Origin of the sequence: Clostridium sp. LIBA-8841 (assembly GCF_034439435.1) — a bacterium.
Lineage (GTDB): Bacteria > Bacillota > Clostridia > Clostridiales > Clostridiaceae > Sarcina.
Window position 1 is genome coordinate 336,652 of the sequence record NZ_JAPCKJ010000004.1, and the last position, 21,176, is coordinate 357,827.

Below are 21,176 nucleotides of genomic sequence, written 5' to 3' on the forward strand. Positions count from 1 at the left end.
TCCTCTAAAAACCACTATACTTATTGGATCAAAACCTTATATAACCAAACCTTTTTCGTTAATCCATTAACTCCCACCCTTTTATAGCTACTTTATAATATAGCCATCTAGGCGTGAACTTACTAACAAAATAAAGAATCTTATTGCAAACTCCTGGTATAACAATAACCTTTAATTTTTTATCTATATTTTTTAAACTTATTTTCACTACCTCTTTAGTGCTCATCCACCTTACAAGACCTTTATTTTTAAGCTTATTTCCCTCCATATTTAACTTGCTATGAAAATCTGTTCTCGTAAATCCTGGACAAAGACATTGAACCTTAACATTGTTTCCTATAAGTTCCATTTCTAAGCATTGAGAAAAACTTATTAGAAAAGCCTTAGTGGAACAATACATAGCTGAACTTGGAAAAACATTAAACCCTGCCATAGAACTAACATTTATTATATATCCTTTATTGTTTTTTTTCATTTGCTTACTTATGCTATGACATAATTTCATAGTAACTAACATATGTACCTTGGCCATATCAAGCTGCTTATTATATTCATCTCTTGTAAATGAATCATCAGCTCCATATCCAGCATTATTTACTAAAAATTCTATATTTCCTTTTTCTTCTAACCTTTCAACAAAATCATTAAATTCAACATCATTAGTTAAATCTAAAATTTCAATTGAAACCTCTACCTTAAATTTATCCTTTACCTCTCTAGCAACCTCATTTATTTTTTCTATTCTTCTACCTACTATTATCAAATTATATCCTTCTTTTGCTAACTGAAAGGCATATTCTCTTCCAATCCCACTAGTTGCTCCAGTAATTACAGCAACTTTATTTACTTCTTTTATATTTCTCCCCCCCTTTATATAGATAAATAAAATATATTTTATTATATAATAAAATAGCTAGAATACAAAGGTTAACCTTTATATTCTAGCCTTTAATAATTATATTTTATAAAAAGTCTCGCACTCTGTTGAAGTGGATGTATTAGCCTCTGGTCCAAAAATTTGTATGTCAGTAGATGTACAAATCATACCAACATTATATGTACAATTCATGGCATAACATTTTATTTTATGATCTACGTCAGCCTGACTATCTAAAGCTTGTATTATTGTTCCTGCATAATTAGTGTTAAAAGCACTTTTAACAGCATTCATAAAAGTTCTTGGTGCAAAGGTCTCACAACAAGTTTCTTGTTTGCTTTCAGCAGACTGACCATCAACCTGAATAGTTAATGCTGAACACATGCCATTAACATAGTTAACACAATTATGAGCTGAACATGCTAATCTTGTCATATTCAATATCCTCCTCAAAATAATTATTTGAGGTTATTTTTTGTATTTATTTTAAATTTATACTATATACCTAAATTAACTTAATGAATTTAATATCTTAATATTAAAATTTATTATATTTAAAATACTTATTAAAGATGTATTTAAGAAATGTTATGAAGCAAGAACTCTTTAATTTATATGAATATTAGTTTTTGAATAAAAAAAGAAGCACTCGATGGTATCAGTCATCAAGTACTTTTCAAGTTTGGAATCAGTTGCCATTTGATTCTACTTATATTATTTCATAAGCACTATCTAATATACACTATTTTTATTTACTTGTCATAATAAATTTGTTAACTTTTTGTTAATTAATATATTTAATTATATTATTTTAATATTTAGGCTTTAAATTAAATATTTTCATTAAATTATTTTTAAATTTTGGATATAAATTTTAATTCATAATTTATTAACATTTGGTAAGAAGTTCTTTTAAATAAAAAAAATAGGTAGCTATTGCTACCTATTTCTTTATATATTTGTAAAATTATTTTACAACTTCAACTTTTACTATGTTAGTGTTTCCTTCGTTAGCTGGTACACCTGCAACAACTACAGCTGTATCTTCTGCTTTAACGAATCCAGCATTTTTAGCTATTTCAACAGCGTTTTCCATTGTAGCATTTTCAGCAACAACTGGGTAAACTCCGAAGCATAAAGCTATTTTCTTAGCAACTCTTTCACATGGAGTTACAGCAACTATTGGTGCATCTGGTCTGCATTGAGATATTCTCTTAGCAGTAGCTCCTGATTGAGTTAATGAAACTATAGCAGCTGATTTTAACTCGTGTGCAGCGTTACAAGCAGCTCTTGAGATAACTCCTGGTACAGCTGGTATGTGTTTTTTAGCTTTTGAAGCAGCTAACTCGTAGCTTAACATTTCTTCTGATTTAGTAGCTATTTTAACCATAGTCTCAACAGCTTCTACTGGCCAGCTTCCGTTAGCTGACTCACCACTTAACATGATAGCATCAGTACCATCTAAGATAGCGTTAGTTACGTCTGAAACCTCAGCTCTTGTTGGTCTTGGGTTTCTCATCATTGAGTCTAACATTTGAGTAGCTGTTATAACTGGTTTTCCAGCATTGTTACATTTTTCTATTATCATTTTTTGAACTGAAGGAACGTCTTCCATTGGTATTTCAACACCAAGGTCTCCTCTAGCTACCATGATACCATCTGAAGCTTCGATGATAGAATCTATGTTATCAACACCTTCTTGGTTTTCGATTTTTGAGAATATTTGTATATCAGCTCCACCATTAGCAACTAATACTTCTCTTATAGCTTTAACGTCTTCTGCTTTTCTTATGAATGAAGCAGCAACCATGTTAACGCCCATTTCACAACCAAATATTAAGTCAGCTCTGTCTTTATCAGTCATAGCTGGTAATTTTATTGATACTCCAGGAACGTTAACTCCTTTGTGAGTTCCAACTAAACCAGTGTTTCTTACGATACACTTAACAGCGTTACCTTCTACAGATACAACTTCTAATCCAACTAAACCGTCGTCTATTAAGATAGTATCTCCAGCTTTAACGTCTTTAGCTAATCCTTCATAAGTTACTGAACATTTAGTAGTATCACCTACTACGTCTCCTCCAGCATATATAGTAAATTCAGTTCCAGCAGTTAATTCAACTTTGCTTGGCTCGAATTTTCCTGTTCTTATTTCTGGTCCTTTAGTATCTAATAATATAGCTACTTCTTTACCTAATTTTTTTGATATTTCTCTTACTTTAACCATTCTTCCTTTATGTTCTTCATGGTCACCATGTGAGAAATTGTGTCTTGAAGCGTTCATACCTGCTTCGATTATTTTTGTTAAGATTTCTTCATTTTCACTAGCTGGTCCGATAGTGCATACTAATTTTGTTCTTCTCATTTAAAAAACACTCCCTCGTAAAAAAATTAACCCTAAGTTTAAAATATATAATAAATAATAAATTGAAAAATTTATTATGTCATTAACTCAATAAAATTATTTGTTTATAGCTTTAGCCATTTCATATAAATTTTCATCAAAGCTTCTTTCTATATCTAAAGCTTCATCTATATCCATATCGAATATTTTATTTTCTTTAATTCCTATAACTTTTGAAGTTTTTCCTTCTAATAAAACTTCTACAGCTTTAGCTCCCATTCTTGATGCTAATACTATATCATCAGCAGTTGGTGATCCACCTCTTTGAATATGTCCTAAAATTGTAGCTCTAGTTTCTATACCTGTTACAGATTCTATTTCTTTAGCTAACTCAGCTGATCCTCCAACTCCTTCAGCAACAACTATTATGCTGTGAGTTTTTCCATTTGCTCTACCTTCTAAGATAGTTTTGATTAATTCATCTTTATCAAATGGCATTTCTGGAACTATTATAGCTTCTGCTCCACCTGCTATACCAGCATATAAAGCAAGGTCTCCACAGTTTCTTCCCATAACTTCTACGATAGATACTCTTTCGTGTGAAGTTGATGTATCTCTTAATTTGTTTATAGCATCTACTACAGTGTTTAATGCAGTATCAAATCCTATAGTGTAATCAGTGTAAGATAAGTCATTATCGATTGTTCCTGGTAATCCAACAGTCTTAACTCCTAATTTTGAAAGAAGTTTAGCTCCCATGAATGATCCATCTCCACCGATAACTACTAAAGCTTCAACTCCATAAGCTTTTAATATTTGTGCAGCTTTTTCTCTTACTTCTTCTTGTTTGAACTCTAAACATCTAGCAGTTCTTAAGATTGTACCACCTCTGTTTATGATTTCTGAAACAGATTTTCTATCCATTTTGAATAGTTCTCCGTTTATTAATCCAGCGTATCCTCTTTGAACTCCCATCACTTCAAGTCCATTGTGTAAAGCCATTCTTGTAACTGCTCTTAATGCAGCATTCATTCCTGGTGCATCTCCACCACTTGTTAAAACAGCAATCTTTTTCATAATATTTTCCTCCTCTACACCACTCGGGACAACTTTAGTCCCAACAGTGCCAAATATTACCCACATTTTTAAGATATTATTTATATATGTTAAATGTTTATCAATTTTAAACTATGTAAAATCTTATCTCAAAATTTAAATACCCTACGTAACTTTTGTTAATACTATTCTACCACAATTAATTGTACTTAAAGTAGTGTCCATTTTCAACCTTTTTATGTAGAATTAAAGAAAAAAAACTCGATATTTGATAATTTTTTCAATAATTATTATGCTCTAATTTCATTTTTATATTTAAATAAATATTAAAAGTTATAATTCAAAATTTAACTATATTGTCCATTTAAAACTAAATTAACACTTTTTGCACAAAAAATTTAGTTAATTATACAAAAAGATTATATTTTTTTAATTTTAAGAAAATTTACAAATTAATTTTATCACTTTTTTAAAAAAAGTCCACTTTAAGAGGAGGTTTTACTAGTGCTTTTTCTAAAATATCTCTCTAAAACTCAATAAGTAATCGTTAATACTTATATATTCAAAAAATATTTTAAACTGGCAACTTCTCTCTTATAAGTGGACATTAATTTCCTATTTTGTTTATTTTTTCACTAATTTTCTAAGATTTAAGAGCTAGGTTTCAACCACTTTTACATTCTCTTCCCCAAATTTACTGATTAAAAAGTCTATTACATCAGTCTCTAGATTAACCCACATATCTCTATTAAGTCTGAAGGATGCTTTTTCTTTTTCAGCAAAAACATATATTGGAGAATCCCCTTTATATTGTGATAATAAAACTTTTAAAGGCTTAATTATCATATTAGCCTTTGCCTTATCCTCTACCTTTATATAAACCTTAGATGAATTCATCAATTCTAATGGTTGTATATCCTCACAAAGTATCTTTGGCTCTTCATCTTCTTTTAGAGAAACTCTTCCTCTTATTAAAACAAAAGAATCTTCATTCACTAGCGTATTGCACTTTTCTAAAGTTTTTGGGAATATAACACACTCTAAATATCCTGTTAAATCCTCAATTTTTGCAAATGCCATAAGTGTATTATTTCTAGTTACTTTTCTAGATACATTAGTAAGAATTCCTCCTACAATTACCCTTGTTCCATCACTTAAAGAGCTATCTATAACTAAATCTTCTAATTCAACATCCTTCTGTTCGCTTAAATTCTTTTGAGCTTCAACTATTTTTTCTATAGTTATCGAAGTTTGTTCCTTTAAAGGCTTTTCATAGTCATCAAGAGGATGGCCGCTCATATAAAGACCTGTCATCTCTTTTTCCATAGCAAGCATATACTTTTTATTAAACTCTTTTATATTAGGATAACTAATCTCTAAATTATTACTTTCCTCTTGTATAGCTCCAAATAGAGACATTTGACCATCTATATTCTTCTTTCTTTGCGAGTAAACTCCATCCATTATCTTTTCAAAAACAGATAATAATTGTGATCTATATACCTTTAAACTATCAAATGTTCCAGCCTTAATTAAACTCTCAACGGCTCTCTTATTAACAATACTTAAATCTACTTTATTACAAAAATCCATAAGAGATGTAAATTTACCTTTTTTATCTCTAGAAGAGGATATGTTAGCAACAACGTTAACTCCAACATTCTTTATAGCTCCCATACCAAACCTTATGGTATCTCCTTTAACAGTAAACTTAGTATAACTTTCATTTATATCTGGTGGTAATACTTGAATTCCAAGCTTTTCTGCACTTCTTATATACTCAGATACTTTATCACTGTTACCCATAACAGAGTTAAGCATAGCTGCTAAAAACTCTACTGGATAATATCTCATTAAGTATGCAGTTTGAAATCCTATTACGGCATAAGCAGCAGCATGACTTTTGTTAAATGCATAAGATGCAAAGTCCATCATGGAGTCAAATATTTTATTGGCTGCCTCAGCTGAAATCCCATTTCTTAAGCAACCTGGCACCTCAATATTTCCATTTTCATCTTCAACTCCATAAATGAAGTTCTTTCTTTCCTCTTCCATGACCTTATGCTTTTTCTTAGACATGGCTCTTCTAACAAGGTCACTTCTTCCCATAGAATAACCTGCTAGCTTTCTAACAATCTCCATAACCTGCTCTTGATAAACCATAACTCCATAAGTTACATTTAGTATGCTTTCAAGTTCAGGAACTATATATTCTACTGATTTAGGATCTCTTTTTCCATCAATATACCTTGGTATTTCTGCCATTGGACCTGGTCTGTAAAGAGAGATTCCCGCTATGATATCTTCTAAACAGTCTGGTTTCAACTCTTTCATGAAAGAAGTCATACCAGCTGATTCTAATTGGAATACACCTACTGTATTCCCCTCACCAATCATTTTATAAACTTCTTTATCATCAAAGTCTAGATTATCTAAGTCTACATCTACACCTCTGTTATATTTAATCATATCAACAGCATCACGCATAACAGTTAAGGTTCTAAGTCCAAGGAAATCCATCTTTAATAGTCCAAGTTCCTCAAGGGTTGTCATATCAAATTGAGTTACTATAGACTCATCATTTTTTTGAAGTGGAACATACTCAACCAAAGGCTGAGATGCTATAACAACACCAGCAGCATGAGTTGATGAGTGTCTTGGAAGTCCCTCTAGTCTTCTGCTGACATCTATAAGCTCCTTTACTCGCTCCTCACTATCATATATAGTTTTAAGCTCTGGATTTAAATCTAAAGCCTTATCTATGGTAACTCCTAATACTGTAGGTATTTGTTTAGCTATTCTATCAACCTCTGCATAAGTATAATTCATAGCTCTTCCTACATCTCTTATACAAGCTCTTGCAGCCATTGTTCCAAAGGTTATAATCTGAGATACATTATCATGTCCATACTTTTCAACAACATAGTCTATAACTTGCTGTCTTCCTTCATAGCAGAAGTCAGAATCTATATCGGGCATACTTACCCTTTCAGGATTTAAGAAACGCTCAAAAAGCAAGCTATATTTCATAGGGTCAATCTTTGTTATTCCTAAAGTATAGGCAACTAAAGCTCCAGCAGCTGACCCTCTTCCTGGGCCTGTTGGTATTCCATTATCATTAGCGTATTTAATAAAGTCCCAAACTATTAAGAAGTAATCTACATATCCCATCTGCTTAATTACTCCAAGCTCATATTCTAATCTTTCTATATCCTCTTTAACACGCTCATTGCTTTCCCCAATCTCATATACCTTATCTATATCATATTCTCCATTGTCCTTAAGCGGCTTAAGTTCTTCTAATCTATCTATAAGACCATCAAAACAAGTTTTTCTTAAATAGTCAAAAGGCTCCACCCCTTCTGGCAATGGGAACTTAGGTAGCTTTGATACATGGAACTCATAATCAAAATTACATTCTTCAGCAATCTTTAATGTATTTTCTAAAGCCTCTGGAACATAATCAAACATATCCCACATCTCTTCTGGTGATTTTAAATAGAATTGATCTGATGGGTATCTTCTTCTATTTTGGTCATCAACAGTTTTCCCAGTTTGAATGCACATAAGTATGTCATGAGCCTTTGAATCCTCTTGATTTATGTAGTGAACGTCATTAGTCGCTACTAATGGAATATTAAGTTCCTTAGCTAACTGTATATTTACTTCATTAACCTTCTTTTGTTCTTCCATACCATGGTTTTGAAGCTCTAAATAAAATCCATCTTTAAAAGTATCTCTATAGAATGTTGCGGCTTCTCTAGCTCTATCTATATTTCCATTTAAAATAGCCTTTTGAACCTCTCCTCCTAGACAAGCACTTAAGGCTATTATTCCTTCTGAATGTTCTTTTAAATATTCTCTATCAATTCTTGGTTTATAATAAAATCCCTCAATAGATGCTACAGAAACAATTTTCATAAGGTTCTCATATCCCTTTTCATTCTTAACAAGAAGAACTAAATGATATGTTTTATTATCTTCATCATTACTTTTTATCTTTCTAGACTTAGGCACAACATAAACTTCACAACCTAAAACAGGCTTTATGCCTTGTGCTTTAGCCTCTTTATATAAGTCGACACATCCATACATAACACCATGGTCAGTTAAAGCTATGCTTTCCATTCCAAGTTCCTTCGCCCTTTTAATAAGTGGCTTTATCTTTCCAGAACCATCTAACAAACTGTACCCTGAGTGCAGATGTAAGTGACAAAACTTTTTATCCCCCATTTCCTTCACATCCTTTCTTCTAATATTGTTTCTATTAAACATTTTTAATGATATATAAACTACTATTTTTCTAATTTTACTTTAAGTAAATAGTCATTTTTTTTATTAAAATTGCATACTAAAAGCTATGTTTTTATTTAAGTGTAATATATTAATTTTACCATATTAAATAGAAATACACTAAGAAAACTTTATTGTAGTAGTTCTAATTATTAACCTCTCAAACAAAAATAATCTTTTTATGAAAACATATCTAATTTATCATATTAATTTCATTTTTTTACTTTAACACACTTATTTATAAAGTAAAATTCTTAAATTATTAATTTATAATACTCCTAAAAATCAGTCAAGTTTTAAATAAACATTCAAAACTTTTTATTATTTGTAAATAAAATGAAAATACTCATTTTTTTATGGAACAATTATGTATAATTTACTCTCTAATAGTTGAAAAAGGAAGGATGATATTGGAACTAATAAGTTTTTTTAATAAAAATTCATTTAATAAAGTTTCATACAAAAAATTAACTAAAGAGGACTTATCTCAAGACTTTGAACTATTAATAAAAGAAAATCTCACATCTATGTATAGAGTTGCTAAAGGTATCTTAAAGATTGAAGAGGATGTTGAAGATGCTATCCAAACTACTATTTTAATAGCCTTTAATAAGATTAATACATTAAAGGATGAAAGGTATTTTAAAACATGGTTAATAAGAATTTTAATAAATGAGTGTAATAAAATTTATAAAAAAAATAAAAACAACCAAAAAGAAATATCTGATGAGTTATATACAACTCAAAACTATGAAAATATAGAAACTAAAGATGGGCATATGTTATATCAGACTTTGATACTAACATTGATTATCTTTTAGAATATGAATATATTTCAAATGATGATACTGAAATATTATATGACCAAATAATAGAAATAAATTAAAGGGCTGTATCAAAACTCAATAATAAAACTTATAAATATATTTGGAGAGAATATCTGGATTTCACTAAGAGTTTATCTAGATATTCTCTCCATGCTATTTATAAGTTTTATTGCATTATTTTGATATACCCCTAAAATTACTTAAAGATATTTTTGACATCATCTATAGATTGTTGAAGTTTTACTCTAGCATCATATGCTGGCTTTTCAATATCTTTCATTGCATTAACAAATTGATCTGCAGGCATTGCCATTAACTTATCCTTATTAGCCTTTAACTCTTTTTCAACATTACTTATAGACATTTTTAAATTATCTATATTTTCTACTACTTTTTTGTTCACTTCACTAACTTTTGAATCTCCTTGAGTAACTTTGCTATTAAGTTCATTTCTTAAATTAGTAAGTTCAGTATCTAAGTTTGTATAATATTTCTTATAGGCCTCATAAGTTGCCTGCTTATTTTCCTCTGTTACACCTGAGAAATCATATTCTGCTGCCATCTTTATGTCGCCCATATAAGTTTTAATTTTTTCTTCCAACATTGTCATATACTCTTCCGGAGTAGTTGCTGTCACTCCAGATCCTCCTGGCATCTCAGTAGCTTTTTTTGTACATCCAATCATACCTATAAGGCCAAAAACCATGACACCTACTAGAAGCCAAATCATTTTTTTAAATTTCTTTACCATATCAATACCTCCATATGAAATAATATTATTTTCAAAACTAGTTTCTCCATTAGTAAAATTAATATTATCTCAACATTAGGTATATTTTTTAATAAGACTCTATTTTAGGTGAATGTTAATTTTTAGATAGAGCCGTAAGACCATCTTAATGAGCAATTAGAGTTTCATTATCTATGAAAGAATAATAGCGTTAAAAGGCTTCTTTTGTTCGACGCCAAGCTAGTTTAGAAGCCTTAGCTATTATTCTGGAATAGATAATAGAAACTCTTTGCGAAATTAAGCTAGATCTGAAGGACTATCTAAAAATCAACACCTCCTAAAAATATAGCCTTAACCAAAAAAAACTTTTAAGCTTTTCTAACAGCAAACATAGCATTTGCTGTTAAAATAATCACTTAAAAGATTTTAAAAATTCTGCTAGAAGTTACCTGTTCTAAGTTCTTCAGCTATTTTTTCGATTTTTCTTAATCTATGATTTACTCCCGATTTACCAACTGGAGGTTCAAGCATTTCCCCAAGTTCCTTTAATGATTCCTCAGGATAAGTTAATCTTAACTCTGCAACTTCCCTTAAATTTTTTGGAAGTCTTGCAAGACCAATTTCTCTCTCTATAAGTTTTATACTCTCAACCTGTCTAACTGCTGCATTTACAGTTTTGCTAAGGTTTGCAGTCTCACAGTTTACAAGTCTATTTACATTATTTCTCATTTCCTTCATGATTCTAATATTTTCAAGTTCTAGAAGTGCTGTATGAGCTCCTATTATATTTAATAAGTCAACTATCTGCTCTCCTTCTTTTATATAGACTATGTAACTATTTTTTCTTTGTATTACCTTTGATTTTAAACCAAATGTATTGATAAGTTTTCCTAAATCCTCTGCATATTCTTGTGAGTGAGTAACAAACTCTAGATGATAAGTTTTTTCAGGATTACTTATACTTCCACCACCGATAAAAGCTCCTCTAATATATGCCTTTTTCTTAGCTTCTGTATCAACTAAATCTTCATCTATATGATAGTCTAATGACATTATTCCTTCTATTTCTCTTAGAATTCCTGTTATTTCAAGTAACTTTTTTACTCCCATGTCTTCAGTTACAACAACCATATAAATATTATTTTTCTTTAAGGAATTACTTTTTTTAACCATAAGTTTTGCGTGTATATCAAAGTAATCCTTTAATATAGTAAACATCAATCTTGCAGATGCAGGATTTTCTGTTGTCATTTTGAAGCTTATTTGTCTACCACTAAAAGCAAGTGTTCCGCATACCTTCATGATAGCTGATATTTGAGCAAGAGCTTCTTCCTTTGATATATCAATATATCTACATATTTCTCCCTTTACTTTTGCTGAAAATGACATGATTGCTCCTTCCTATTTAAACGCTCTCTTTTCTTAATTCTTTGTGATAAATATATATACTCTAAAATTTTCTTTCTATCATATAATAAATGCTTTTCCATTACTGTTTCAATGAGAAGTTGTGCTAAGTACTCTGAATTATGTCTTATATAATCCCCATTTACTTTCATTAAATCACCTTCGATAACACACAATCCCATTTTCTTAAGCTTATTTATATCAAGTTCTACAAATTCAGAATTCTTTTCTAAATATTTTTGTTTTAGCTCTTCTGAAATATCTTTAGAGTTTGCAATTATACAATCTACCATATCTTTCCCACAATGATCTAGTATAACTTTAACATGATCAGAAACCTTAAATCCATCAGTTTCACCTGGTTGAGTCATTATATTACAATTATATATTTTAAATGCTTTACTCTTCTTTATAGCCTTAGTTATATCTTTTACCAAAAGATTAGGTAATACACTAGTATATAAACTTCCTGGTCCTAAAACTATAGCATCAGCATCCTCTATTGCTTCTAATGCTCTATCTAAAGCTTTAGCATCCTCTGGTATTATTTTTAATTTTTTTATTGGACTACTTTGGTCTATAACTTCCTCTCCTATTAAAGATTCCCCTCTTACCTTATGTCCATTCATAAGTTCAGCTTCTAAAATCATATTTTCTAAAGTTACAGGTAAAACTTCACCCTTAACCGCAAGGACAGAACTCATTTTCTGGACAGCATCCTCAAAATTTTCAGAGATTCCGTCCATAGCAGCTAAGAATAAATTACCAAAGCTCTGGCCCTTTAGTCTACCATCATTAAATCTATATTGCAATAATTCATTCATTAAAGGTTCTGTATTAGCTAATGCTAATATACAGTTTCTTATATCGCCTGGAGGAAGCATACCTAAATCTTCTCTAAGAATACCAGATCCACCACCGTCATCTCCAACTGTTACTACCGCAGTTATATTTGATGTATAGTGTTTAAGTCCTCTAAGCATTGTTGAAAGGCCTGTCCCGCCGCCTATAACAACTATTTTAGGACCTTTTATTAGAAGTCTGTCATCTTCTATTAAATCTTCTAATTCATCTTCTTCAATAGATAAATTTATATATCCTTTGTTTACTAGTGAAACTAAAGATTTAACACACCAAACTATGGATTTATAACCAACTAACCCCGAAAAAAATATAAGAATTATAAATATAGCCTTATCTTGAACATTAGTTACATGTCTCTCACCAATTAACTTTGCCATAGCAATCGACATAGTGATTATAGATGCTAAAGCCAAAAATATGTATCTTTTAACTTTGATACCAGGCTTAAGCATTTTTTTTGTCATCATAGTTTTCTATCCCCTCTATTTATATCCTCATTAATATCTCTATGCTCTAAACTAACACTAAGGTTTTTAGATAGTAATTCTTTATATAAAGCATTTGCTATTGCTACTGATCTATGTCTTCCCCCTGTACATCCTATAGATATAATAAGCTGTCTTTTTCCCTCTTTAATATAATTAGGAATTAAGAACTCTGCCATATCTGTAAGTCTTGATAAGAAACCTTTAGTTTCTTCTTGAGCAAGCACATAATTTTTAACTGGTTCATCTTCTCCTGAAAATGGCTTTAATTCTGGAATATAAAATGGATTTGGTATAAATCTAACATCAAAAACTAAATCTGAATCTGAAGGAATTCCATACTTAAATCCAAAAGATAAGATAGTTATTGAAAGATTTTGCTCTACTGGTTTACCATCTCCATATAAAAGGTTTATTTTTTCTCTTAAATTTCTTATAGGATAATTTGAAGTATCAATTATATTGTCAGCTCTATCCTTAAGCTCTCTAAGTCTCATTCTCTCTTCACTTATACCAGTTATTATTCTTCCATCTGGTGAAAGTGGATGACTTCTTCTCGTTTCTTTAAATCTCTTAACTAAAACTTCATCTGAAGCTTCTAAGAATAAAATTTCATAATTAAAATCATTTGTTTTTAAGTACTCTAAGCTTTCAAATAAATCATCGAAGAATATTCCTCCTCTTATATCTATTACTAAAGCTATTTTATCTATTTTACCTTCACTTTGTATGCATGCCTCTGCAAACTTCGGTATTAATTTTGGTGGTAAGTTGTCCACACAAAAGTATCCTAAATCTTCTAAACTTCTTGTTGCTTCTGTCTTTCCTGCACCTGAAAGACCAGTAACTATTACAAATCTCATATTATCATCTCCTAAACATATAATTCATTTTATTCGATAGCTTATAATTTTGAATTTCAAAAATTAAAAATACCTAACTACACCATGAATTTCAATAATATCTTACTGGGAATCGCTTCCCCCTTAACATTAAATCTAATTTTATCTTACAATAATAGAATCTAATAAAACAAATTAAAATATAAATTTATAAACTTAAAAAAATTTAATTAATTTTCAAAACATAAGAAATGCTTTAATCACTTAGTAATTAAAGCAAATCTAATAATTTTACAAATAAATTATAACATAAAACAAGGTAATTATTACTCATTTTATTAAGCTGTCTTTTTTTATAAGTTTTTCTCTAAATAGCTCTTCATAAGTCTAATTAATTCTTTATTTTCAGCTTCTTTCCCTATACTTATTCTCATCCACTGGGGACATCCTAATAAATAGCCTGGTCTAATTATATATCCATTTTGAAGTAAATAGTAAAAAAACTTTTTGTCATCACATTTAACATTTACCAGTATAAAGTTTGCATCAGATTTTACGTATTTTAATCCCATGTTTTCAAACTCTTTCTCTAAATAATCTCTTTGGTTTTTATTGAATATTTTAACATTATTTAAGAACTCTCTATCATTTAAAGCTTCTACTGCTGCTACTTGCGCATAGAGATTAACGTCAAATGAATTAACAACCCTATTAAAATACTCTACAAGTTTTTCATGTGCTATTCCATATCCAACTCTCAATGAAGCTAATCCATACGCCTTAGAAAAAGTTCTAAGAATAATAATATTTTTATATTCTTTTAAAAGCTCAATTGAATTTGGATAATCATCTCTTGAAACATACTCTACGTAAGCCTCATCCATTATTATATATACACTACTTGGTATTTTATTTAAAAGATCTTTTATATCATTAACCCCAAAGGTACTCCCTGTAGGATTATTGGGATTACAAAACCAAATTGTTTTTGTTTTTGGTGTAATCTCATTTACCATACCTTCTAAATCTAACTTCATTTCTTTCATAGGAACTTTAATAACCTTACCTCCCATAAGCTCTATATTAGTTTCATATCTTGGGAATGTTATCTCTCCTACTATATTTTCATCTTCAGGATTTATCAATGTATTACAAATAACTCTTATTAGGGAATCAGATCCAGCTCCACAAAAAATTTTTCTTTCATTTACACCTAAATATTTTGATAGTGTTCTTTTTAAATCAAAATTATTAGCATCTGGATACAAAAAAGTTTCTTCAACTACATTTCTAAGTGCTTCTTTAACCTTAGGTGAACACCCAAGAGGATTTTCATTAGATGCTAACTTAACCACCTTTTCAAGACCTAATTCTCTTTTCACCTCTGATATCGGTTTTCCTGCCACATAGGCCTCAATTCTTAAGACCTCATCTCTAACATTAAATTTCATTTTAAATAGCCTCCTTAAAATTATTGCTAAAAGTTAGTTTAATTTCCCCAAAACTAACTAATAAAATTACCAACAAAACCTTTTTAATTGAGTTTTGTTTTAGATAAACATTTAAACCAGAACCTTTAATTAAAATTCATAAAGTTTTATATCATTATACAAATCAAACTCACACTACTCTAGTTTTAAAATTATTTTAATGACAATATAAAAATTATCTCTAATTTTAATTTAAGCTTTTTAATAATTATTAACTAAAATAAAGTATGAAATTTAAAAATGTTACTCTACATTTCACAATAGCTATTCTCATACTAAGTTTAAATATGACTATGCTTTATGTTAATGTTGATTTTTAGCTAGCCTTTCAAGCTTAACTTGATGAGCAGTTCTATCTAAAAATCAGTATTAGTTTAAAACAGATTCCTAAATATAAATCAACAATGAATTATAAATAAAAAACTTATTTATTCTTGAAGCATTTTCTTTTTTATTACGAATTAATTAGTAGAAAGATTATTAAATATAAATATTTTAATTTCATCTATATAAATACTTTTTATTACAATTAACCAATTATTATGAAATTAACTATATAATTATTATTAAATCCATAAGGGGGTGAAGTTTAGAAAGTTTACCTTAACTTTCTAAGAGCAGTTATGAGAAAATTTGATTTAATTGATATAAATGAAGATATTCTACCTGACGTTGAACTTTCAGAAGATCAAAAGAAAAAGATTAAAAAACTTTTTAATAACTTAATCAAATCATATTTATCTTTAGATAAAAATCCTATTGATATTGACCTATCAAATTCTAACTTATCTAAGATTAGCAATACACTTAGTAAATCATCTGAGGAAGTTCTTAACCATGTTAAAGGTGGTGAGATTCTTAGAGATTTAGTAATAGACGCCTTAGATAAAGATTGTCCTATTGAAGAAAATGATATTTTATATAAAACATTATTATATATTCCAGTAGATTATTCATTTAAAACAGTTGGTGTTTTATATTCAAATTCAGTTTTTTCACACAGAATATACGTTACAAAGAATGAAGTCTTTATTTATAACTTGGATAATTACTTTAGAGTTATAAATACAACTAAATTGCCTTTAACATATATCAAGTCTGCTTTTATAAGCAAATATGATAAAAAAAATTATATCCCTTTTAGCTGTAATACTTTAATTATTAATTTAGATAAATCAACTGAAAATAACCTTTCACTTCCTAGTACTTATTACTTAGTTGGTGAAAAAGGAGAAAATGTTTCAGAACTTTATGAACTCTTGAACACACTTAATTCTTTAGGTGTTGATACTAATCCTTTAGAAGTTACTTCTAAAGAAAAAACTAGAAATCTGATAATCACTGTACTAGCAATTATTTTTTTTATCCTCTTGTTTATTTCTCAAATAGTCTTAAACTTACCAACTTAAGCTTTCAATAAAAAATTAGTTTGGAGAGGATACTATGGAAAATACATTTATAGAAGAATTAAAAAAAGGAAATCCAAATGCACTTGAGTATGTTTTAGATGCCTTTGGAAACTTAATATATAAATTAGCTTATATGCAACTTAATTCAAAAGAACTTAGTGAAGAATGTGTAAATGATGTACTTTTAAAAGTTTGGGAAAACATACACGGGTATGATTATGATAAAAGTAAATTCAAGAACTGGCTAGCTGCTATAACTAAATATAGTGCTATTGATATTCTTAGAAAAGAAAAAAAACATTTTGAAAATATAGAACTTAAAGAGGAAAGCAAAAATACTGATTCTATTGAAGAACAAGTTATGTCGAGAGCTGAGTTAGAAACTATAAAAAAAGAGATTAATAATTTTAAAGAATTAGATAGAAAAATATTTATTCAACGCTTTTTCTTAAATAAAAGTATTAAAGATATAGCTAAGGATCTTAATATGACACCCAAAGCTGTGAGTCTCAGGATTTTGCGAGGGCGTAAAAAGTTATCCATTACTAATAAAGAAAATTATTCTGATGAAAAAATTACTTAATGAATACTTATACTTATATATTCATTAAATTAAGGAGGACTTTTATATGATGAACACTTTTAATCTAGTTGAAATAAATGATAAAGAATTACCAGATATTAATCTCACTGAAGAACAAAAAAGAAGAATCAAAACAGTTATAAAATTTGCTATCAATCCATATTTAAAGAATAACTTTGATAATGTTAATGCAGACTTTTCTCTAAAAAATATTATAAGAGTAGTAAATAACCTTGGTGATGAAGCTGATGATACTCTTAATTATGTTAGGAATGGTAAAGTCTTGAGAGATATTGTCATAGAAGCTTTAGATAAAGACTGTCCTATTCCTAAAGATAAACTTATTTATAAGACTTTATTATATTCTTTTAATGATTATACTTTTAAAGTTTTATCAATAGGTTTCTCAAAACAGGCAGTTGCCTATAGAGTTTATGTTACCGAAGATAAGCTTTTATTTTATAATTTAGACAATTACTTTAGAGTTATAGATACAACAACAATTCCTCTTAACTATATAAAAACATCCTTTATATCAAATAAAAGTATAAGAGACTTCATGGAGTTTAGCAGAAATACTCTTTTCATAGAATTTAATAAACTTGGAGAGAATGATTTAAGTATTCCTAAAAGCTATATGTTGATAGGCTCCATAGAACACAATGATGATGATTTAAATAACTTTTTAGAAGTTTTGAAATCTTTAAAAGTAGAAAACCACAGAAAAACAAAATTTCCTTATGGTAAAATTTTATTTTGGATTTCTAATATTTTCTTTGGAGTAACATTTATATATGTATTGATAAATATATTTTTAGGGTCATATCGTTAATATTTTAAGCTATTAATATTGTTTTAATATACATGGAGTATGCCTCAAATATATGCATAAAAATAGAGCCTACATTTAATTTAAATGCAGACTCTATTTTTGTTTATTCTATTAATCTCTACCTATTATTCTAACTTCAGTGTGAAGATCAACACCAAAATTTTCTTTAACTGTTTTTTGAACATGCGCTATAACATCTAAAACATCTTTAGCTGTTGCTCCACCTTTATTGATTACAAATCCTGAATGCTTTTCTGATACAGCTGCTCCTCCTATTGAGAAACCTTTTAATCCTGAATCCTGAATAAGCTTACCTGCAAAATATCCTTCTGGTCTTTTAAAAGTACTACCTGCTGATGGATACTCTAAAGGTTGTTTACTCTCTCTTTTATTCGTAAGATCATCGATCTTATCTTTTATACTAGTATACTCTCCGCTTTCTAGTTCAACTGTAGCATCTATAACTACATATCCTTTTTTCATAACTAATGAACTTCTATAACCAAGTTCTAATTCTTCTTTAGTTAAATTCTTAATATTGCAATTTTCATCAATTACTCTAGCTGACTTTATTACATGTGCCATTTCTCCATCATAAGCTCCAGCGTTCATAAATACCGCTCCACCTATACTTCCTGGTATTCCACATGCAAATTCAAAACCTCTTAAGTTATTTTCCAAAGCGGCTTTTGATACATCTTTTAATAGTGCTCCACTTTGAGCTGTTACACAATTTCCTTCTGAAGTAACTTTATTTAATTTATTAAGCTTAATTACAACTCCAGAAATTCCACCATCTTTAACTAAAATATTAGAACCGTTACCTAATATAAAATAAGGTACATTATATTCCCTACAAAGTTTTAAAGTATTAACTACTTGTTCCTCATTAACAGGAGTTACTAGTATATCTGCTGGTCCTCCTACTCTGAAATAAATATGTTCACTCATTGGAGAATCTACAGTAATATCTTCTTCATTATAAAATTCACCTAATAATTTATAAAACTCCATGTATTGATTCATACCCAAACTCCTCAATTTTAAATTTAATATCCTAATTTAATAGTATAAATTAATTCTTGACATATTTTCAATATTTAGTACAAATTTTTTTATTTTCCTATGCTATAATATTATATATATTATCTCAAGTCAATTTTTGTTATTAAAAATTAACTTGAAAAATATTTTTTTATACTTTCAGCTGCTTTTTTATCTATGCCAGGGGTTTCTAATAAGTCTTCTATTGTTGCCTTCTTAATATTTTCTACACTTCCAAACTTAATAAGAAGATTCCTTCTTCTTTTTTCTCCAATTCTAGGTATATCTTCTAAAATTGAATGTAGTGTTCTTTTATCTCTTAAACTTCTATGATAGGTTATAGCATACCTATGAACTTCATCTTGTATTCTAGTTATTAAATTCATAAGCCCAGAACCTCTTTTAACGAGTATTTCTTCATTATTGAATATGATACCCCTAGTTCTATGCTTATCGTCTTTAACAAGCCCACAGACCGGAATTTCAACACCAAACTCATTTAGTACTTCTAAGGCTATGTTAACCTGTCCTTTTCCACCATCCATCATTATTAAATCTGGGAAAATACAGAACTTTCCCTTTGAATACTCTAAATTTCTCTCTTTTATTTTGTTTACCTCGTCCAATCCATGAGCAAATCTTCTGCTTAAAATTTCTCTCATGCTTTCATAATCATTAGGTCCTTGGACAGTTTTTATTTTAAATCTTCTATAATCAGAATTTTTAGCTTTTCCATTCTCGAAGACCACCATTGTTCCAACTGAGTCTACACCTTGAATATTCGATATATCATAGGCTTCTATTCTAACTGGTAAAGAATCTAATGCTAAAACATCTGCTAACTCAGTTAAGGCTGATTTATTTAATTCTTTTTCTTCTACCATTTTTTCTTTAAATTGCTCTAGCATTATTTTCGCATTATTTCTAACCATATCTAAAAGATTCTTTTTATCACCCTTTTTAGGGGTTTTTATCCAAACCTTAGATCCTCTCTTGTCTGTAAGAAACTTCTCTATTAATTCTTGATCCTCTATCTCCTCAGGAACATATATAGTTTTAGGTATTTGTGCTGTTCCACCATAAAATGATGCTATGAAAGAACTAATAATTTCTTTTACAGGTTCTTCACTTACATTCTCTAACATAAAATGTTCTCTTCCTGTAACTTTTCCTTCTCTAACAAAGAAAACTTGAGCACATCCATCCTTTTCATCAGTATATAAATCTATAAAGTCCTCATCGCCTTCTTTTACAGTAAACATCTTTTGTTTTTCACTAATCAACTCTATAGCCAAAATTCTATCTCTAACTTTAGCTGCCTTCTCAAATTCTAACTCCTCAGCAGCCTTTTCCATTTCAACTTTTAATTCTTTTATAATTGATGTATCTGTTCCATTTAAAATACTAATTATTTCATCTATCATCTTTCCATAATCATTTTTAGAAATATATCCAGCACAAGGAGCTTTACAAAGGTTAATGTGATAATTTAAACATGCTCTAGTTGGTTTTTCCCCTTCTACAATAGCCTTTTTACACGTTCTTAAAGGAAATAGCTTCTTAATAAGCCCCATAACTTCATAAACAGCAGTCCCATTTGTATATGGTCCAAAATATTTATTTCCGTCCTTTGCAAAATTCCTTGTAACATATACTCTTGGGAAATCCTCATTAGTAGTTATTTTTATAAAAGGATAAAACTTATCATCTTTTAAAGCTATATTATATCTTGGACTATATTTCTTAATAAGGTTACATTCTAAAATTAATGCCTCCATTTCAGAATCAGTAACTATGTACTCAAATTCAGCTATATTTTTAACCATAGCCCTTACTTTTTCAGTATGATTTTTAGAATTTTGGAAATATTGTCTTACTCTATTTTTTAATATTTTTGCTTTTCCAACATAAATTACCTCTCCAAGGGAATTTTTCATTATATAAACCCCTGGTTTATCAGGTAATATTTTTAATTGATGCTGAAAATCAAACATCTTACCACCTCTAATCTCTCATCTCAATGTTCATATTACATTTATCTTAAACTTGCCAAATCCTATTATTCTTATATTGCCTATTTATCTAAATAT

Annotated in this window: 16 protein-coding genes; 4 read left to right on the forward strand and 12 right to left on the reverse strand. The window is 29.1% G+C overall.

What is annotated here, in order from left to right; all coding sequences use genetic code 11:
* Nucleotides 1-58: 58 nt before the first annotated feature.
* From OIF33_RS12525 to OIF33_RS12545, 5 genes are all read right to left on the reverse strand, one after another.
* Nucleotides 59-901, reverse strand: a complete 843-nt coding sequence (locus tag OIF33_RS12525) for an SDR family oxidoreductase (protein WP_322504703.1) — start codon at nucleotides 899-901, stop codon at nucleotides 59-61.
* Nucleotides 902-955: 54 nt separating this feature from the next.
* Nucleotides 956-1,312, reverse strand: a complete 357-nt coding sequence (locus tag OIF33_RS12530; protein ID WP_322504597.1) for a DUF1540 domain-containing protein — start codon at nucleotides 1,310-1,312, stop codon at nucleotides 956-958.
* A 532-nt stretch (nucleotides 1,313-1,844) separates the two neighbouring features.
* Nucleotides 1,845-3,245: a pyruvate kinase gene (pyk, locus tag OIF33_RS12535; protein WP_322504598.1), complete on the reverse strand. Its 1,401-nt coding sequence runs from the start codon at nucleotides 3,243-3,245 to the stop codon at nucleotides 1,845-1,847.
* A 96-nt stretch (nucleotides 3,246-3,341) separates the two neighbouring features.
* A complete protein-coding gene (gene pfkA / locus OIF33_RS12540; protein WP_322504599.1) occupies nucleotides 3,342-4,301 on the reverse strand; it encodes a 6-phosphofructokinase in 960 nt (319 codons plus the stop codon).
* Between the two features lie 636 nt (nucleotides 4,302-4,937).
* Nucleotides 4,938-8,513, reverse strand: a complete 3,576-nt coding sequence (locus OIF33_RS12545) for a DNA polymerase III subunit alpha (RefSeq protein ID WP_322504600.1) — start codon at nucleotides 8,511-8,513, stop codon at nucleotides 4,938-4,940.
* Nucleotides 8,514-8,983: 470 nt separating this feature from the next.
* On the opposite strand from OIF33_RS12545, the gene OIF33_RS12550 reads away from it, so the two are divergent.
* The gene (locus OIF33_RS12550; RefSeq protein WP_322504601.1) at nucleotides 8,984-9,394 is read left to right on the forward strand and encodes a sigma-70 family RNA polymerase sigma factor; all 411 of its coding nucleotides are present in this window, start codon (nucleotides 8,984-8,986) and stop codon (nucleotides 9,392-9,394) included.
* Between the two features lie 202 nt (nucleotides 9,395-9,596).
* Here OIF33_RS12550 and OIF33_RS12555 read toward each other — a convergent pair whose 3' ends face one another.
* The 5 genes from OIF33_RS12555 to hisC all read right to left on the reverse strand — a co-directional run bounded on the left by OIF33_RS12555 (nucleotide 9,597) and on the right by hisC (nucleotide 15,179).
* Nucleotides 9,597-10,151 (reverse strand): hypothetical protein, encoded by a 555-nt coding sequence (locus OIF33_RS12555; RefSeq protein WP_322504602.1) that lies wholly within the window; start codon nucleotides 10,149-10,151, stop codon nucleotides 9,597-9,599.
* 417 nt (nucleotides 10,152-10,568) lie between these two features.
* Complete coding sequence (gene whiA / locus OIF33_RS12560) at nucleotides 10,569-11,519, reverse strand: DNA-binding protein WhiA (protein ID WP_322504603.1); 951 nt, start codon at nucleotides 11,517-11,519, stop codon at nucleotides 10,569-10,571.
* On the reverse strand, nucleotides 11,498-12,868 hold the full coding sequence (locus OIF33_RS12565; RefSeq protein WP_322504604.1) for a gluconeogenesis factor YvcK family protein: 1,371 nt from the start codon (nucleotides 12,866-12,868) through the stop codon (nucleotides 11,498-11,500). The genes whiA and OIF33_RS12565 overlap by 22 nt, the downstream gene beginning before the upstream one ends.
* Nucleotides 12,865-13,749 carry an RNase adapter RapZ gene (gene rapZ, locus OIF33_RS12570; protein ID WP_322504605.1) on the reverse strand — a complete coding sequence of 295 codons (885 nt, stop codon included), beginning with the start codon at nucleotides 13,747-13,749 and terminating at the stop codon, nucleotides 12,865-12,867. Before rapZ ends, OIF33_RS12565 begins: the two co-directional genes overlap by 4 nt.
* Nucleotides 13,750-14,081: 332 nt before the next feature.
* A complete protein-coding gene (hisC, locus tag OIF33_RS12575; protein ID WP_322504606.1) occupies nucleotides 14,082-15,179 on the reverse strand; it encodes a histidinol-phosphate transaminase in 1,098 nt (365 codons plus the stop codon).
* Nucleotides 15,180-15,841: 662 nt separating this feature from the next.
* Here hisC and OIF33_RS12580 point away from each other — a divergent pair.
* Genes OIF33_RS12580 through OIF33_RS12590 form a run of 3 tightly spaced genes read left to right on the forward strand, consistent with a single transcriptional unit; the run spans nucleotide 15,842 to nucleotide 18,042 of the window.
* Nucleotides 15,842-16,627 (forward strand): hypothetical protein, encoded by a 786-nt coding sequence (locus tag OIF33_RS12580; protein ID WP_322504607.1) that lies wholly within the window; start codon nucleotides 15,842-15,844, stop codon nucleotides 16,625-16,627.
* 34 nt (nucleotides 16,628-16,661) lie between these two features.
* On the forward strand, nucleotides 16,662-17,210 hold the full coding sequence (locus OIF33_RS12585) for a sigma-70 family RNA polymerase sigma factor (protein WP_322504608.1): 549 nt from the start codon (nucleotides 16,662-16,664) through the stop codon (nucleotides 17,208-17,210).
* Nucleotides 17,211-17,256: 46 nt separating this feature from the next.
* On the forward strand, nucleotides 17,257-18,042 hold the full coding sequence (locus OIF33_RS12590) for a hypothetical protein (RefSeq protein WP_322504609.1): 786 nt from the start codon (nucleotides 17,257-17,259) through the stop codon (nucleotides 18,040-18,042).
* A gap of 111 nt (nucleotides 18,043-18,153) precedes the next feature.
* On the opposite strand, the gene murB is transcribed toward OIF33_RS12590, so the two are convergent.
* Complete coding sequence (murB, locus tag OIF33_RS12595; RefSeq protein WP_322504610.1) at nucleotides 18,154-19,068, reverse strand: UDP-N-acetylmuramate dehydrogenase; 915 nt, start codon at nucleotides 19,066-19,068, stop codon at nucleotides 18,154-18,156.
* Between the two features lie 149 nt (nucleotides 19,069-19,217).
* Complete coding sequence (gene uvrC / locus OIF33_RS12600; RefSeq protein WP_322504611.1) at nucleotides 19,218-21,080, reverse strand: excinuclease ABC subunit UvrC; 1,863 nt, start codon at nucleotides 21,078-21,080, stop codon at nucleotides 19,218-19,220.
* Nucleotides 21,081-21,176: the final 96 nt, after the last annotated feature.